The sequence below is a fragment of the Pseudomonas sp. KH_050 genome, from assembly GCF_057838875.1.
Window position 1 is genome coordinate 1397718 of the sequence record NZ_CM174478.1, and the last position, 17004, is coordinate 1414721.

Genomic DNA, 17004 nt, shown 5'->3' on the forward strand with positions numbered 1-17004 from the left:
CTCATCAGTCACCGTCGTTGGCGTTGAAGCCCAGTTGGATGCCCAGCGCCTTGGCCAGTTCGCCTTCGTGCAGGCGGTGGACCACGTTGAGGCTGTCGTAAAGGTCATTGAGTTGCTGGCGACCGGCATCGTCGCTGAGCATTTCAGTCAATGAACGCTGGCTGCTGGCGAACAGTTTCAGCGAGGCGGCGTAGGCGGCATCGATCTTCTCCGCCAAGGGCTTCTGTTCGGCAGGCAACAGACCACGCAGGCCTTTGTTGTCGACCCCGACCCAGACGGTTTTGGCCGCGGACAGGCTGGCTTCCAGGCTGAGCAGCGAAGACTGGCTGCGCCAGGCATCGGCCTGGAATGGTTGTGGAATGCCCTTGCTCTGACGGCCCATCGGGGTGCCGAGTTTTTTCTTCAGGGTGTCCAGCGCGGTGACTTGCACGCGCAGCAGATCGGCGATGGCTTCGTGTGAATCGGCGTAGCGCTGGTTCGGGAATTTGCTCATCTGCGCGAGCATGCCGTCGTTGGTGTTCCAGCGTGACAGGATCTCTTCGGCGAGGATTTTCTGGCGTTCGCCAATGGCCGTCAGCAGGGGGCAGTAGCGGGCTTTCTGCGCGCTATCGGCCATGTCGACCTTGCTGTCGAACAGGATGTATTCGTAGGCCGACAGGCCTTGTACCACCACGCTGGACTTGGCCAGGGCGGCGGCATCGATCTGCGGCTGGGCGCTGACCAGTTGTTCGACCTGACGGCCGACCAGGTTCTTCTTGTCCGGCCAGAACTGCACCTGCCAGGCCCGGTTGCCCTCGGCCAGCGGACCGATCAGCAGCGGTTGCAGCTCGGCCCAGGCTTTTTGTGCGTGGTGGAAATCGGCCCGCGCGGTGTCCAGGTTTGACTTGCCTTCACAGAACGCCAGCGCGCTGATCGCCAATTGGCGGTCGGCTTCGACCCAGCGGCTGTAGGTTGGCAGAATCACTTGCTTGGCGATGGCCGCCGAGGTGACTGCTTGAGGATCCTGCGGCGAGCAGGCGCCCAGGGCGAGTGCGGCAAGGCTGGTGAACAACAGTTTGGGGCGGAACATGTCGGGCTCCCTTTCTTTGGGTAGAAAGCTTGGGTGGAAAGCTTTGGGTGAAAGCTTAGGGAAAGCGTTATAGAGAATTCAGGAATGCCAGCAACGCGGCGCGCTGCTCGGCATTGAACGTCAAAACCTGTTGCTGTGCCGCCCGGGCTTCGCCGCCGTGCCAGAGCACCGCTTCAAGCAGGTTGCGGGCACGGCCGTCATGCAGAAACCGGGTATGGCCACTGACTGTTTGTGTCAGGCCGATACCCCACAACGGCGGCGTGCGCCAGTCGCGGCCGCTGGCCTGGAATTCCGTGCGATTGTCGGCCAGCCCTTCGCCCATGTCGTGCAGCAGCAGGTCGCTGTAAGGGCGAATCACCTGGTTGGCCAGTTCAGGTTCTGCGGCATTGGCCGCCGTGGTGAATTTCGGCGTGTGGCAGGACTGGCAGCCGGCCTGATAGAACAGGCTTTTACCGGCGAGCACCTGCGGCGAACTCACGTCCCGGCGGGCCGGAACGGCGAGGTTGCGGCTGTAGAACAGCACCAGACGCAGGATGTTGTCACTGACCTCCGGCTCACCGTCCGGGCCATTGCCGTTGGGCGCCTGCAGGCAGCCGGCCTGGGTCTGGGTGCAGTCATCCACGGGTTTCAGGCGGGTGGTCAGGCCCATGTCGCCGGAAAATGCGTGAACGTTCTGTTGATTGAGCGTGGGCTGGCCGGCTTTCCAGCCGAAGCGCCCGAGCACGGTTGTCTGTTGCGCGTCATCCCAGACCTGGTTCGGTCGCCCGGCGATGCCGTTGTTATCCTGATCTTGCGGGTCGGCGTTGCGCAGAATGTCGGCATCGGAGATGGCTTCGAGCAGGCCCAGGCCAATCATTGGCGGTGCGATCCGGGCCGAGAAGCGTGTATCCGGGTGCATGGGCCCGTAGCCGAGTTGGCTGATGTGCAGTTTCGGTTTGTGCAGTTCGACTTCGCTGCCGTCCTTGAAGCGTACCGGCACCGGGGTGTAGTCGACCCGCACTTTGCCCTCCGGCACGACGCCGGGAACCGACATGTCCTGGAGTTGCCCACCGTAGACCGGTTCCGGTACTACGCCGAGCTGCTCGATGGCTTTGGCATAGGCCGGGGCATTGGGGATCGACAGGCGGACCAGCATCGACACCGAGTTGCTCGCATCGGGGGCCGGCGGGTGACCGCGACCGTCCTTGATGTGGCAGTTCTGGCAACCGTTGGAATTGAACAGCGGGCCCAACCCGTCGCGTGCGGTAGTGGTCGCTGGGGCAATCACCCAAGGGCTGCGAAAGAAACTGTTGCCGACACTGAAATCCAGGCGCCGGGTCGGCGACAGGTTGGCCGAGGGCAGGGAAAAGGCGTTCTGATCGGTCTTTCTCACCGTCGCATTGCCACCGGAGCGGGCTTCACCGGGCTCGGCCTTGGTGAAATGCGGGACGTCATCGCAGGCACTCAGGCCCAAGGCCAGCAACAGAGTGGACAAGCGAAGCGGCAGCGAGGGCATCAGACTTCCTGCAGGACGAGCAAAACAAGGGCGCAAAGTCTAACAGGGCAGCTGAATTTGAATAAGAGGAATTAGCGTTTAGTTTGATGTGGGGCAAGGATTCTGGGGGCAGAGCAGGATTTTGTGGTGGCTGTTAGATCCACCCCTCTCCCCAGGGGGTCGGTTTCCATTCCAGCCAGAATCTCCAGCCGATCAATGACTGCCCCACAAAAAAGGGCGACCCGAAGGTCGCCTTTCTATTGACTCAAACAACTCGTGATCAGAACTCGTGATCAGCGTTATCCGGGTTCAGGTCGGTGATGCCCAGTTTGCCGGCCGCCTGTTCGATCGAACCGGTCTGCTTGACCAGCGAAGCGATGGCGTCGCGAACGATCTGATTGCCGGCAGTATTGCCTGCGGCGATCAGCTGGTCGTAGTGCTCACCCTTGTTGGCGTGGTCGACGATCACTTGCATCTTGGCTTCGGTAGCCGCCAGGTCAGCTTTCAGCGCGGTGTCGGCGGCCGGGTCGGCTTTGGCGACCAGCGAGGACAGGCTGGCGCCGGTCATCCTGGTGCCGTCGACACGGCTGTATTCGCCCAGGTACACGTTGCGAATGCCTTTGGCATCGTAGAACTGCGAGTAGTGGGTGTTATCGCTGAAGCAGTCGTGTTCGTCTTCCGGCGAGTTGGCTTCCAGGGAAACCTTCATGCGCTCGCCCGCCAGTTCACCCAGGGACAGGCTGCCCATGCCGAAGAGCATTTTACGCAGGCCGGTATCGGTGGGTTCGGCTTCCAGAGTGGCGCGGTAGTTGTCAGCCACGTTCGGCTTCCAGTTACCGACCATTTCTTCCAGGTCGCTGACCAGCAGTTGGGTGACGGATTTCAGGTAAGCACGACGACGATCGTTATGACCGCCGGTGGCGCCTTTGCCTTCCATGAAGTCGGAAGCTGGACGGTTGCCGGCGCCAGGGCCGGTGCCGTTCAGGTCCTGGCCCCAGAGCAGGAATTCGATGGCGTGGTAGCCGGTGGCAACGTTGGCTTCGGAACCGCCCAGCTCATTGAGGCTGGCGAGTTTTTCCGGGGTGATGTCCTTCACGTCGACCTTGTCTTCGCCGACCTGAACTTCGGTGTTGGCGATGATGTTGGCGGTGGCGCCCGGGTTACCCAGCGCGTGTTCGTAGGATTTGTCGACGTAGTCGATCAGGCCTTCGTCCAGTGGCCATGCATTAAGCTGGCCTTCCCAATCGTCGACGATAGTGTTGCCGAAACGGAACACTTCACTCTGCAAGTAAGGCACGCGCGCAGCGACCCAGGCAGCCTTGGCGGCTTTCAGGGTGTCGGCGTTCGGCTTGGCGAGGAACGCGTCGACGGCGGTTTGCAGGGTTTTCGCGGTGGATTCGGCATCACTGTAGACGGCGAAGACGATGTCGGCGTAATGCGCGACAACGGCTTTGGCAGCGGCTTCATCAACTTTACCGGCAGCAGCAGGAACTGCCGGGGCTGCAGTGCTGGCAGTCGGAGTAGGCGCTTGCGGAGCGGCGGCCTTGTCTTTGCCTTCGCCACAACCGGCGAGGGAAATAGCGATGGCCAACAGACTGGCGGTAGCCAGAGGCATACGAATCATGGCGAACATCCTGCTTCGAGAGAGGTGGACAGGCGCGCGGGCGCGCAAAACTGCAACATAATGCGAAAGATTTGCATTATGTGTAAAGGGTTGCGTTTGTAAATATTTCGTATTCACGCGGTGGTGGCACTTTGTCGCAGCTGGCGAAGGCAGCATTCGGCTCTGTAGCAGCTGGCGAAGCCTGCGTTCGGCTGCGCAGCAGTCGTGAAATCAGGCACTGCGTTGTGTCAGCCTAACCGCGGCCTCAGGATTTACGGCTGCTGCGCAACCGGACGCAGCCTTCGGCAGCTGCTACGTTCGTCAGCGTGTGTCAGAAGATGGCGGCATTACTGCGTTGGGCCTGCTTCAAATAAGCACTCAATTCCCTGGCCGGCAGAGGCTTGCTGTAGTGATAGCCCTGACCCTCGTGACAGCCTTCGGAGATGATGTAGGCCTCCTGCTCGGCGGTCTCCACGCCCTCGGCAATCACCTGCATGCCCAGGCTCTTGCCTAACTGAATGATCGCCCGAACGATGGTGGCATCGTCGTCGTCATCCAGCAGGTCCTGGACGAAACTCTTGTCGATCTTGATCTTGTCCAAGGGCAGGCTTTTCAGATAACTCAGGGACGAGTAGCCGGTGCCGAAGTCATCGATAGCGATCAACGCCCCGGAACGGCGCAGGCTGAGCAGATGCTGGGCGGCGGTGCTGATGTCTTCCATCAGGCCGGTTTCGGTGACCTCCAGTTCCAGACTGCGCGGCGGCAGGCGATACATCTGCAGCAGATTGTTGACCACCCGAGGCAGCTCGGCGTGGTGCAACTGCACGGTGGACAGGTTGACCGCCATGCGCAAATCGGCAAAACCCTGATCATGCCATTCGCGTAGCTGGCGGCAGGCCTGGTCGAGTACCCATTCGCCGATGGCGATGATGGTGCCGTTCTGTTCAGCCAGCGGGATAAACAGATCCGGTGGCACCAGGCCGTGCTCCGGGTGCTGCCAGCGAATCAGCGCTTCAACCCCGACCACGCGGTGATCGCGGTAACTGATCTGCGGTTGGTAGACGAGGTAGAACTGTTCGCGAGTCAGGGCCTCGCGCAGGTCTTTTTCCAGCTCCCGGCGGCGACGCATTTCGCTGTCGACGCTGGCGATATAGAACTGGTAGCGGTTGCGCGAACGGGTCTTGGCCAGGGTCATGGTCTGTTCGGCTTTCTGCAACAGCTTCTCGGTGCTGTCGCCGTCCTCCGGGAACAACGTGATACCGATCGTGGCCCGCAGACGGATCTCCTGATGATCGAGGGCGAAGGCCGCTTCCAGATCATCGAGAATGCTTTGCGCCAACTCGGCGGCTTCATAAGGCTGTTCGATATCAGCCTGAACCAGGGCGAACTGGTCACCACCCAGACGGGCGAGGGCGCCCAGGCGCCCGCTGTGAGCGCGCAATCGGTCGGCCAGGGCCAATAGCAATTGGTCACCGGTCTGGTAGCTGAATTGTTCGTTGATGCTCTTGAAGTCATCGAGGCCGACACAGATCACCGCGACCCGGCGTTGCAAACGTCCGGCATCCACCAGGATCTTGTCCAGTTGTTGCTGCAACTGCTGACGATTTGGCAGACCCGTAAGGAAGTCGTACTGGGCCATGCGCAGCAGGCTGTTTTCCGCTTCATGGCGCAGGTGGGTGTTGCGTTCAATGGACTCGAGCAGTTGATTGGCGGTACTGATCCAGATACCCAACTCGTTTTTCTCGTGGCCCTTGAGCTGCGGGATTTTGTGTTCACTGGGGCGGTCGGGGTTGATCTCGGTCAGGTGTTCGATGATCCGTGACAGTGGCTTGGTCAATAGCCAGTGATAGACCAGATACAGCACCAGACCCATAGCCAGGGCGCGAAGCACTCCGGCAATAAAGATGATCACCGAATTGACGATAAACCCCTGGCCATAGGTAGCGGTATCGAGGGTGATGCTGAGGTCGCCGTAATACTCGCTGTAGGGGCCGCGGCCCACCAGTTGCGTGGTAAAGGTGCGTTCCTGGCCGAGAATCAGGTCGGTCAGCCAGCGACTGGCCGACTTTTGCAGTTCACGGTGTTTTTCCGCGAGCATGGTTTCATTGGGATGGCCGATGGAGGCCATACGCACTGCGTCATCCTGAAACAGACCTTCGATCACCTGCATGCCCATCTCCCGATCGAGGCTGTACACCGCCTGGGTCGATGGGTCGCGGAACATGTCGAGGATGCGCTGGGCATCGCCGGCCACCGCTTGCCGTGTCTTGTAGGCATCGAAAACGATCTGCGCGCAGCTCAGAACCACGCCGACGATCAATGCCGACAGCAGCACAACCCGGAGCAACTTCACCGACAAGCTGTTTTTGAGTTCCAGCTTCAAAGGGCTATTCCTTGTTCCGTGCGGGTAGCGTCAAGTTGCCATGAGTATTGGCAATCCCGTGATGGCAGTCAAAGGGACAATCAAGCACAGGATGTTTCGTCTGGATGCTTGGCCAAAATGCGGTTTCCTGGTTTGTTCAGGCGATTAGTACTGTGTCGGTAGCAACCCTGTACAACTTGAGGGGTGTGCGTGAGTTTTTCCCAGTAGGATGATGTTAGCGTGCCATGGCGTTGGGGCAAGGGAAAATTGGATCCTTGTGGGGCTGACTTGCTCGAAGGCGGCCTGACAGCCGGCCTGGCACTTGATGGTCGGTGTACATATCCATTTCTGCGGTAACGGCCACTTAGGGTTTCGCCCTTACGGCGAGGCCCTTTTGTCAAACGCCACAAAAGGACCCAAAAAGGCTTGCCCCGAGCGTACGGCACCTCGCCAAGGCTCGGTGTTCCCTCGTTCCGGTGTCCATCATGGGGCGCCGCAATGCGGCGGAGTCAGCTGCGCTGACGGCGCTACGCGCCACCCCCCTGATGAACACCTCCACTCGGCCTGCCGAAGGGGCGGGTAGATCAAGATCAAGATCAAGATCAAGATCAAGATCAAAAGCCAAGCCAGAGCCAGAGCCAGAGCCAGAGCCAGAGCCAAAGCGAACGCGAACAAGCGAACAAGCGAACAAGCGAACAAGCGAACAAGCGAAGCAAAAACCGTCCGTGACAGTTCTTCAATGGTTCTGATAAACATTGCCCTCACAGGCTAGGACCAGGCCCCTTTTCCAGTAGAGCCGAGTGGAGGTGTCATCCAGGGGGATGGCGCGAAGCGCCCCTCGGCGAAGCCGAGTTCCGCCGCATTGCGGCGCCCCCTGGATGGCACCGGAGCGAGGGTATGCCGAGCCTGGGCGAGGGACCGGATGGAGGGGCAAGCGTTCTTTGGTTACTTTTTTTGGCGTTTGAAAAAAAGTGACTCGCCGTAAGGGCGAAACCGCCAGCCGCCGTTACCGCAGGAACGGATATGTACGCCGAAAAAGCCGCCAGCCGCCGTTACCGCAGGAACGGATATGTACGCCGAAAAAGCCGCCAGCCGCCGTTACCGCAGGAACGGATATGTACGCCGAAAAAGCCGCCAGCCGCCGTTACCGCAGGAACGGATATGTACGCCAAAAAAGCAGCCAGCCGCCGTTACCGCAGGAACGGGATATGTACGCCGAAAAAGCAGCCAGCAGCCGTTACCGCAGGAACGGATATGTACGCCGAAAAATCGCTAGCCGCCGTTACCGCAGGAACGGATATGTACGCCGAAAAAGCAGCCAGCCGCCGTTACCGCAGGAACGGATATGTACTCGGAAAAACCGCCAGCCGCCGTTACCGCAGGAACGGATATGTACTCCAACAAAAACCCATAAAAAAACCCGGCAAATGCCGGGTTTTTTGACTGGCGCGAAGCTTAAGCAGTGAAGGTTTTGCCTTCGAATTGCTCAGCCACGAATTTCCAGTTGACCAGGTTCCAGAACGCTTCGACGTACTTTGGACGAAGGTTGCGGTAGTCGATGTAGTAGGCGTGTTCCCAGACATCGCAAGTCAGCAGCGGGGTATCGCCACTGGTCAGCGGGTTGCCGGCGCCGATGGTGCTGGCCAGGGCCAGGGAACCGTCAGCTTTTTTCACCAGCCAGCCCCAACCGGAACCGAAGGTGCCGATGGAGGTTTTGCTGAATTCTTCTTTGAACTTGTCGAACGAACCGAAAGCCGCGTTGATGGCTTCAGCCAGCGCGCCGGTTGGTTGACCGCCGGCGTTTGGCGCCAGGCAGTTCCAGTAGAAAGTGTGGTTCCAGACCTGAGCGGCGTTGTTGAAGATACCGCCCGAAGAAGTCTTGACGATTTCTTCCAGGGTCTTGCCTTCGAACTCGGTGCCTGGCACCAGGTTGTTCAGGTTCACGACGTAGGTGTTGTGGTGCTTGTCGTGGTGATACTGCAGAGTTTCCTCTGAAATGTGCGGCTGCAGGGCATCGTGTGGATAAGGCAGCGGCGGCAATTCGAAAGCCATGGTGATTCTCCTAATCAGGTCAGTTGCGGTGAGCGCACGGCCGATCACGGGCGGCCAGACTAGCGCCGGAGAGTTTGTACTCTTTGCGGCGCAGGTTTTGGATCATAGCACCGGGGGTGCGGCATAACCACGCAACAACTGTGTGGGATAGAGGTTCCAGAGCCTTTTGGAATAATCAGCCGGCACTGATTAATTGAATCGCCACAGTGAACATCATGATTGCCACCAGCATGTCGAGGATCCGCCAGGTACTGGGGCGCGCCAGCCACGGCGCCAGCCATGCCGCGCCCAGGGCCAGGGTGAAAAACCACAGCAACGAGGCGCTGGCCGCGCCCACCACGTAGGCGCCGGGTACGGTTTGCTGGGCCCCGAGTGAACCGATCAGCAACACGGTATCCAGATACACATGAGGGTTGAGCAAGGTCACTGCCAGTGCGCTGAGCATCACTGCACGCAGCGAGCGCACGGTCTGGTTTTCGGACTGCTGCAGGCTTTGCCGGGAACACGCCCGGCGCAGTGCCAGGCTGCCGTACCACAGCAGGAAGGCTGCGCCCCCCCAGCGGGCAATGGCCAGCAGCAGCGGGTTTTGCGCCAGCAGGGTCGCCAGGCCGAAGACTCCGGCGGCGACCAGCAAGGCATCGCAGGTCACGCACAGCGCGGCCACTGGCAGGTGATGTTCGCGGCGCAGGCTTTGCGCCAGGACGAACGCGTTTTGCGTGCCGATCGCCATGATCAGCCCCGCCGCGACCAACAGGCCGTTCACATAGCTTTGCCACATAGGGTTTACTCCGCGCCCGCCGCCAATTGCCGCAGCACCGTCATGGCGCGCTCGGCATCGGCCTGGCCGACAAACAAATGATCGTGGTAGTACCCGGCAATCACGTTGCAACTGATTCCGGCCTGGCCCAGGGCGCTGGCGAATGCAGCGGTGAGGCCAACGGCTTGCAGGGCCGAATGCACATTCAAAGTGATCCAGGCCGCCACATAATCGAAACTGAAACCGGCTTTTTCGGCTTGCCTGCGTTCGAGGATGACCGTCAGGCCTTCCTGCTCGCGGAAGCTGCCGATGACTTCACAGTCCTTGGGCAGATGGCCGTCACGGATGCTGCAGAACACGTACTCGCCGTCGTTCAATTGCGGGCTCATGCTGCGCAGCAGGGTTGCCAGAGAGGTTTCGCCAGTCATGTAAGGTGTCCTTGATCGAAGAGGCTTGCTGGCTATTCTCCGGGCAGAAGTTGTATAAGAAAAACCAATATTGCTGATCGCTCATTAGGAAAACTGATGTTCGACTATAAATTGCTTTCCGCCCTCGCCGCAGTGGTCGAACAGGCCGGCTTCGAACGGGCTGCCCAGGTATTGGGATTGTCGCAATCGGCCATCTCGCAGCGGATCAAACTTCTGGAGGCGCGGGTCGGCCAGCCGGTGCTGGTACGGGTCACGCCGCCGGCGCCGACCGAGATCGGCCGGCGTCTGCTCAACCACGTGCAACAAGTGCGGTTGCTCGAGCGTGACCTGCAAACGCTGGTACCGGCGCTGGACGAAGAAGGTTTGCCGGAGCGTCTGCGCATCGCCCTCAATGCCGACAGCCTGGCGACCTGGTGGGCAGAGGCCGTGGGTGAATTTTGTGCCGAGCAGCACCTGCTACTGGACTTGATAGTGGAAGACCAGACCGTCGGCCTCAAGCGCATGCGTGCCGGTGAAGTGGCCGCGTGCGTGTGTGCCAGCGAGCGACCGGTGGCCGGGGCGCGCAGTCTGTTACTGGGGGCCATGCGTTATCGTGCCCTGGCCAGCCCGGCCTTTATCTCCCGACACTTTGCGCAGGGTGTGCGTGCCGAGCAGTTGGCGCACACGCCGGCCCTGGTGTTCGGCCCGGATGATTTTCTGCAGCATCGCTACCTGGCTTCATTGGGCGTCGACGGCGGTTTTGAACACCATTTGTGCCCGTCTTCCGAGGGGTTCATTCGATTGGCCGAGGCGGGGCTCGGTTGGGGACTGGTGCCCGAATTGCAGGTCCGCGATCAGCTGGAACGTGGCGTGTTGGTAGAGCTTTTGCCAGATAGACCCATCGACGTGCCGCTGTACTGGCATCATTGGCGCAACGGCGGACAATTGCTTGGGCAGTTGACCGAGCATCTGGCGCGATCATCACCGCAATGGTTGGTGCCCTTAAGAGCAGCACAAGCGTCAAGCTGAAAGCTGCAAGCCAGGCGCTTGATATTTTGCTTCGACTTGAAGCTTGCAGCGTGTGGCTTGTAACTGCATTTCTAGGAGCAATACATGAAAATTCTGGTCACAGGCGCAAGCGGCTTCATTGGCGGGCGCTTCTCGCGTTTTGCCCTGGAGCAGGGCCTGGACGTGCGGGTCAACGGGCGTCGGGCCGAGAGTGTCGAGCATCTGGTGCGCCGCGGTGCCGAGTTTGTCCAGGGTGACTTGAGTGATCCGCAACTGGTTCGAAACCTGTGCCGTGACGTCGACGCGGTGGTGCACTGTGCCGGAGCGGTGGGATTGTGGGGGCGTTATCAGGATTTCCATCAGGGCAACGTGGTGGTTACCGAGAATGTGGTCGAGGCCTGCCTGAAACAGCGCGTTAGGCGGTTGGTGCATCTGTCTTCGCCGTCGATCTATTTCGATGGTCGCGATCACCTGGGGCTGACTGAAGAGCAGGTCCCGAAGCGCTTCAAGCATCCCTACGCCGCCACCAAGTACCTGGCCGAGCAAAAGGTCTTCGGCGCCCAGGAGTTCGGCCTCGAAGTGCTGGCCCTGCGCCCGCGTTTCGTCACGGGTGCCGGGGACATGAGCATCTTCCCGCGGCTGCTGAATATGCAGCGCAAAGGGCGTCTGGCGATTATCGGCAATGGCCTGAACAAGGTCGATTTCACCAGTGTGCAGAACCTCAATGAGGCCTTGCTCAGCAGTTTGCTGGCCAGCGGTTCGGCCCTGGGCAAGGCCTACAACATCAGCAACGGCGCGCCAGTGCCGCTGTGGGATGTGGTGAATTATGTGATGCGCCAGATGCAAGTCCCGCAAGTCACCCGCTACCGTTCCTTCGGTCTGGCTTATAGCGTTGCCGCGCTGAACGAAGGTTTCTGCAAGCTCTGGCCGGGGCGTCCGGAGCCAACGCTGTCGCGCCTGGGGATGCAGGTGATGAGTAAAAACTTCACCCTGGATATCAGCCGCGCCCGCCATTACCTGGACTATGAACCGAAGGTCAGCCTGTGGACGGCCCTTGATGAGTTCTGCGGTTGGTGGAAGGCTCAGGACCTTCACTGAAAATAAACACTGAACCGAGTTTGGGGTTCAGGGTCGATCAGTGCTGCGAGTAGCGGTTTATACTGCCGCATCAAGCCATCACTGCGGTTCAGAAAGGTTGACCCATGCGTAACGATGCTAACGACGACTTCGATAATGTACCCAGCCTGCGGGCCGATGCTCTGGACGATGATTTTCCGGACACTGCCGGGGCTCGTGAGCGGACCAGCGTGCATTCGCGGCCCACTCAGCTGGTCAAGGTCAAAGGCCCGAGCACCGGCCCGTTGTGGGCATTGGTCGGGGCGATGTTTTTTGCCTTCGCCGGCCTTGCCTGGTGGAGCTTTCAGCAGATCTCGCTGATGGAGCAGCAACTGGTCGCCACCCAGGAAAGTTTCGCCCGCATCAGCGAGGAAGCGGCGGGGCGCCTGCAGGCTATTTCCGGCAAGGTGGTCGCCAGTGAATCCAGCGTCAACAACGGCAGCGAAGCGCTGAAGCTGCAGATCAAGCAGCTGGAAAGCAAATTGCTTGAGCAGACCAGGCAACAGCAGGGCGTCGCAGGCCAGGCCACTAACCTGGACAAGCGCCTGGCGCAAATGACCGCACAGACGACCGAACAGCAAGCCGCCAACACTCAGCTGCAAGCCGAGGTGAAAGCCCTGTCCGGCGAGCTGGCCACGCTGAAAAGCACCCCGGCCGACACCAGTAAAGTCGACGCAGAACTCAAAAGTCTCAGCGCCGAGATCGCCGCGTTGAAGAAACAAGGCAACCCAAACGCCGCCATCGAGCGTCTGGAGCAGGACATGATTGTTCTCAAAAGTGAACAGGACAATCGTCCGGCTGCGCCTCAGGGTGGCAGCAACACCGCCGAGTTCGACGCCTTCCGTGGCCAGGTCACGCGCAACATCAACACCCTGCAAAGCCAGATCCGCAACCTGCAACAGCAGATCAGCGCCCGACCTTGATGGGGCGCTTGGCGCGCACTTGTGGCGAGGGAGCTCACAGGCGACGGGGTTTCCTATCTGACTTTGTCCTCCCGCCCCCGCAACACCCTGTTCGGCATGGCAATCGCCGCGGCCAGGCCGAGCAGCGAGACTGCCGCGCTGACCATCAGTAAATGCCGGAAGGTCAGCAACAGCTCGGCGCGCAAGGCGTTCTGCGCGCCACCCGGTGCCGCGTTCAGACCATCGAGCAGCACATTCCCCGAGCGGCCCTCGGCGATCAGCGTCGTGCCGGCCAGGTGGGCGAAGCTGGAGTCTTGCAGCAAGGTCAGCAGCAACGCCGACATCAACGCCACACCCATGGCGCCGCCCAAAGAGCGGAACAGGTTAGTGGTGCTGGTTGCCACGCCGATGTCCCGTTGCTCCACCGAATTTTGCGTGCCCACCAGCGAGGTCGGGAACTGCATGCCAGAGGCGATCCCGCTCAACAGCATGAACAGGCTGCTCAGCACCAGCGCTTGGGGCGGGCTGAAGGCCATGCCGAGAATCGCGAGTGGGGTCAGCAGTGCTCCGGTCAGAATCATCGGTTTGTAGCGACCGGTCACCGAGGTCTGGCGTCCGGCGAAATAGGCCCCGATCGGCAAACCAATCGCCAGTGGCAACAGGTGTAACGCGGCGCTGTCGGCCCCGGCGCCGGTGACGCTCTGAAAGCGCAGCGGCATCAGCACGATCAATGAGATGGCCTGGAAACTGGTGAAGAAAATCGTGCACCAACACAGCACCGCATTGCGGTTGGCGAACAGGTGCATGGGGAGCAGGGGTTCGGGTGTCCGTTGTTCGTGCCAGACGAACAGCGTCAGCGCCACCACGCCAGCAACCAGCAAACCGAACACTTCAGTGTCGCGCCAATGATGGCCCTGGCCGATTTCGGTGATGCCCAGCAACAGTGCGGTCAGGCCGATGATCATCAGCAGCGTGCCGAAGTAATCGATGACCGGTTTGCGCTGTGGCACCGGCAGGCCGACCAGCGTGCGACTGGCTATCAACCAGGCCCCGAGGCCCAGCGGCAGGTTGATCAGAAACACCCAGCGCCAGGACAGGTACTCAGTCATGTAACCGCCGAGCACCGGGCCGGCGACACTGGCCACCGCGTACATGCTGCTGAAATAGCCTTGATAACGACCCCGCTCACGAGGTGGCACGATGTCGCCGATGATCGCCTGACTGACCGAAATCATCCCGCCAGCACCGATGCCCTGGATGATCCTTGCGAGGACCAGTTGCTCCATGCTCTGGGCCATGGCGCAAAACAACGAAGCGAGGGTGAACAGGCCCATGCCGAACAGCATCAACCGGCGCCGGCCATACAGGTCGCCGAGCTTGCCGTAGATCGGCACCGCCACGGTCATCGCCACCATGTAGCCGGAGATCACCCAGGCCAGCAGGCTGACATCCTTGAACTGCGCCGAAATGGCCGGCATCGATACGGCGACGATGGTCTGGTCCAGCGCACCGAGGAAGATTGCCAGCATCAGGGCGATCAGCACGCTGCGAATGGCCGGTTTGCCAGGCTGGTTGAGATTGGTCACGGTGGAACCTGCTGACAGGGGTTGACCCGCAGGTTAATGGACGAGCGGGAGTACCGCCAGTTTACTCGATAGGTTCCTACTCGATAGCCTCGTAAGGAAGTCCGACGTCATTTTCCGCGATGGTTTTGCGACCGTCTTTGGAGTCGACGAAATACTTGGCACCGATAATGGCAATTTGGGTTTTCAGGGTTTTCATTATTTTTATGGCTCGCAAGCTTCACTGAATAAATCGGTGAATGGGTTCTGAGTGCTTGCATTTTTCGCTTGAGAGCCCGTCAAATGAAGGTGAAAACTGAGTCGATAGCTGTACATTTCACCCAACGGTGCGATTATCGCCCAACTCTCTGAGGCCTGGACTGCAGTTATGAACAAGCCTGCCCTTCCTTCGATTCCGGTGTTCAAGCTCTATGGCGAAAGCCTGGACTGGCCGACACCGGATTTGCTGCACTGTGAAACCATTTCCAAACGCAGCCGCGAGCATCAGTGGGAAATCAAACCCCACCGGCATGCCGATCTGTGTCAATTGCTCTTCGTATACAAGGGGCAGGCGGAGCTTGAGATCGAGGGTAAGCGCACGCTGCTTGAAGAGTCGGCGATCCAGATTTTGCCGCCCTTGTCAGTGCATGGCTTTCGTTTTTCAGAAGACGTCGAGGGCTATGTCGTGACCCTGGCCGCGCCGCTGGTGGCGCACCTTCAGGCGCAGCTGGGCAATTCAGTGGATGCGCTGGCGGTGGCCGAAAGCTACCCGTCGGCCGCCGACAGCGACTATCTGAACAGTCTGTTTTCGGCATTGCAAAGCGAATACGTGGGCCATCAGCCCGCGCGAGAAATGCTCATGCACTCGCTGGTCAGCGTGATCCTGGTATGGGTCAGTCGCCAGGTGATCCAGCGGCGTGCCGCAAGCCAGCGTCCGCAACGGGCACGCGAATACCTCAATGGTTTTATCCAGCTGGTCGAAGAGCATTATCGCGAGCACGTGAAAGTCGAAGACCTGGCGCACAAACTGGGAATTTCCGTCTCGCATCTCAACGGCACATGCCGTGAGCTGGCCGGTCAGCCAGCCTTGCAGATCATGCATGAGCGCCAGTTGTTGGAGGCCAAGCGGCTGTTGACCTACACCAGCATGACTATCTACGAAATGTCCGATCTCCTGGGGTTCTCTGACCCGACCAACTTCACGCGGTTGTTCCGCCGACGAGTGGGGATTTCGCCCAAAGCGTTTCGGGACAGGTTGAAGACCGATCAGGATAACCAGGCCTGAGGCGCTGGTTATCTGAGCGCGTTCAGTGTCGCGTTGTGCGGGATGCAGCGCTCGAAGTTGCAGGCGGCTGATGCGCTGCCTGGCTGCATACGGGCCTGTTCGACACGGTAGGCAGCGGTTCCGTACAGCGCGAGCGTCGCGGCGCAGGTGATGAAAATCGCAAGGTATCTTCGGGTCTTGATGTTCATGGCGCTGACCTCTGAACGAATACCCTTTGGTCGGGGGTACTGCTATGAGCATAGGTCAGCCGGAGTGAGTTGCCATGGAGGTGGACCACCCCATTGATGAGGTATTCAGCAGGTTGATCCGAGGGCCGGGTGTGCCCTGAAAAGATCGCAGCCTGCGCCAGCTCCTACACCACCGGGTACACCCGCCAAGACACCTGCGTGCACAAATCCGTAGGAGCTGGCGAAGCCTGCGATCTTTTGATCTTCCTCTCTTAAAGCCCCAGATCCCACTCCGGTTCCTGTGGAAACCTCAGCACCAGGAAATCCAGCATGCTGCGCAGCGTCGCCGGCATGTGCTTGCGTGAGGCGTAGACCGCGTAGATGTTCATTTGCCGGGGCTCTGCGTCGGGCAGCAGGCGGATCAGTTCTGCGCGGCGGATATGCACTCCCGCCTGATAGCTGGGCAGCATCGAAATCCCGGCGCCGGCCATGGTTGCCCGCAACAGGGTACTGGCCTCGTTGGCGCTGATGTTGCCCTGCACGGGGACTGAAATCTGTTCGCCGTCCTGCTCGAAATGCCAGAGGCTCTTGCCGAAGTAGGAGTGGGTCAGGCAATTGTGCTGGCTGAGTTCTTCCACACGCTGCGGCGTAGAGTGCTGGCGCAGGTAGTCGGGGGAGGCGCAAATGACCGAACGGCAGACGGTCAGTTTGCGGGCAATCAGGTTCGGGTCCAGGTCATTGCTCGTGCGGATCGCCAGGTCGATGCGCTCATCCACCAGGTTCACCGTGCGGTCGAGCATCTGCAGATCGATGCTGACGCCGGGGTAGCGTTTGACGTACTCGGCCATGGCGTCGGCCAGTTGTGCCTGGCCGAATGAAGTGCTGACGCTAATCCGCAGCAAGCCTCGCGGCGCATCGTCCGGCTCGCTGACTGCGGCTTGCATGTCGCTCGATAACTCGAGCATCTGCCGACAGCGCGGCAAGGTTTCGGTGCCGGCGGCGGTCAGGCTCAGCTTGCGGGTGGTGCGGTGCATCAGGCGCGCGCCGACCCAATCTTCCAATTCCGCCAGATACCGCGACACCACGGGCCGCGAGAGGTCCAAATGATCGGCGGCGGCCGATTGGCTGCCGAGGTCGACCACGGTGACGAAGACCCGCATTGCTTGAAGCCGATCCATGATTTGCACGCTTTCAGAAACAAACTATGTTCAAGCATCGCATTTTTTGTAGCGAGTGAGGC

Annotated in this window: 15 protein-coding genes; 5 read left to right on the forward strand and 10 right to left on the reverse strand. The window is 60.1% G+C overall.

The annotated features are described in order from the left end of the window. Positions 1-4: 4 nt before the first annotated feature. From AC3IUA_RS06465 to AC3IUA_RS06480, 4 genes are all read right to left on the reverse strand, one after another. A complete protein-coding gene (locus tag AC3IUA_RS06465) occupies positions 5-1069 on the reverse strand; it encodes an imelysin family protein (RefSeq protein WP_489359646.1) in 1065 nt (354 codons plus the stop codon). 67 nt (positions 1070-1136) lie between these two features. Next, entirely contained in the window at positions 1137-2564 is a 1428-nt protein-coding gene (locus AC3IUA_RS06470) for a di-heme oxidoreductase family protein (protein ID WP_489359647.1), read from the reverse strand. A 259-nt stretch (positions 2565-2823) separates the two neighbouring features. After that, complete coding sequence (locus AC3IUA_RS06475; protein ID WP_489359648.1) at positions 2824-4167, reverse strand: imelysin family protein; 1344 nt, start codon at positions 4165-4167, stop codon at positions 2824-2826. 310 nt (positions 4168-4477) lie between these two features. Continuing rightward, the gene (locus AC3IUA_RS06480; protein ID WP_489359649.1) at positions 4478-6529 is read right to left on the reverse strand and encodes a putative bifunctional diguanylate cyclase/phosphodiesterase; all 2052 of its coding nucleotides are present in this window, start codon (positions 6527-6529) and stop codon (positions 4478-4480) included. A gap of 1002 nt (positions 6530-7531) precedes the next feature. On the opposite strand from AC3IUA_RS06480, the gene AC3IUA_RS06485 reads away from it, so the two are divergent. Next, positions 7532-7951, forward strand: coding sequence for a hypothetical protein (locus AC3IUA_RS06485; RefSeq protein WP_489359650.1), 420 nt, complete (start codon positions 7532-7534; stop codon positions 7949-7951). A 12-nt stretch (positions 7952-7963) separates the two neighbouring features. Here the strand turns inward: AC3IUA_RS06485 and AC3IUA_RS06490 are convergent, their stop codons facing one another. The 3 genes from AC3IUA_RS06490 to AC3IUA_RS06500 all read right to left on the reverse strand — a co-directional run bounded on the left by AC3IUA_RS06490 (position 7964) and on the right by AC3IUA_RS06500 (position 9745). Next, positions 7964-8560 (reverse strand): superoxide dismutase, encoded by a 597-nt coding sequence (locus tag AC3IUA_RS06490; RefSeq protein ID WP_489359651.1) that lies wholly within the window; start codon positions 8558-8560, stop codon positions 7964-7966. Between the two features lie 175 nt (positions 8561-8735). After that, positions 8736-9338: a LysE/ArgO family amino acid transporter gene (locus AC3IUA_RS06495; protein ID WP_489359652.1), complete on the reverse strand. Its 603-nt coding sequence runs from the start codon at positions 9336-9338 to the stop codon at positions 8736-8738. Positions 9339-9343: 5 nt separating this feature from the next. Next, on the reverse strand, positions 9344-9745 hold the full coding sequence (locus AC3IUA_RS06500; protein ID WP_489359653.1) for an ACT domain-containing protein: 402 nt from the start codon (positions 9743-9745) through the stop codon (positions 9344-9346). Positions 9746-9841: 96 nt separating this feature from the next. Here AC3IUA_RS06500 and AC3IUA_RS06505 point away from each other — a divergent pair, with 96 nt between their 5' ends. From AC3IUA_RS06505 to AC3IUA_RS06515, 3 genes are all read left to right on the forward strand, one after another. After that, the gene (locus tag AC3IUA_RS06505; protein WP_489359654.1) at positions 9842-10753 is read left to right on the forward strand and encodes a LysR family transcriptional regulator ArgP; all 912 of its coding nucleotides are present in this window, start codon (positions 9842-9844) and stop codon (positions 10751-10753) included. Positions 10754-10837: 84 nt separating this feature from the next. Continuing rightward, positions 10838-11830 carry an NAD-dependent epimerase/dehydratase family protein gene (locus AC3IUA_RS06510; RefSeq protein WP_489359655.1) on the forward strand — a complete coding sequence of 331 codons (993 nt, stop codon included), beginning with the start codon at positions 10838-10840 and terminating at the stop codon, positions 11828-11830. Positions 11831-11934: 104 nt separating this feature from the next. Further along, positions 11935-12771 carry an ATPase gene (locus AC3IUA_RS06515; RefSeq protein ID WP_489359656.1) on the forward strand — a complete coding sequence of 279 codons (837 nt, stop codon included), beginning with the start codon at positions 11935-11937 and terminating at the stop codon, positions 12769-12771. 53 nt (positions 12772-12824) lie between these two features. On the opposite strand, the gene AC3IUA_RS06520 is transcribed toward AC3IUA_RS06515, so the two are convergent. After that, entirely contained in the window at positions 12825-14336 is a 1512-nt protein-coding gene (locus AC3IUA_RS06520; protein ID WP_489359657.1) for an MDR family MFS transporter, read from the reverse strand. Between the two features lie 364 nt (positions 14337-14700). On the opposite strand from AC3IUA_RS06520, the gene AC3IUA_RS06525 reads away from it, so the two are divergent. Beyond that, positions 14701-15597 carry a helix-turn-helix domain-containing protein gene (locus AC3IUA_RS06525; protein WP_489359658.1) on the forward strand — a complete coding sequence of 299 codons (897 nt, stop codon included), beginning with the start codon at positions 14701-14703 and terminating at the stop codon, positions 15595-15597. Between the two features lie 8 nt (positions 15598-15605). On the opposite strand, the gene AC3IUA_RS06530 is transcribed toward AC3IUA_RS06525, so the two are convergent. Both AC3IUA_RS06530 and AC3IUA_RS06535 read right to left on the reverse strand, forming a co-directional pair. Then, positions 15606-15785 (reverse strand): hypothetical protein, encoded by a 180-nt coding sequence (locus tag AC3IUA_RS06530; RefSeq protein ID WP_489359659.1) that lies wholly within the window; start codon positions 15783-15785, stop codon positions 15606-15608. Between the two features lie 251 nt (positions 15786-16036). Then, the gene (locus tag AC3IUA_RS06535) at positions 16037-16942 is read right to left on the reverse strand and encodes a LysR family transcriptional regulator (protein WP_489359660.1); all 906 of its coding nucleotides are present in this window, start codon (positions 16940-16942) and stop codon (positions 16037-16039) included. Between the last annotated feature and the right edge of the window lie 62 nt (positions 16943-17004).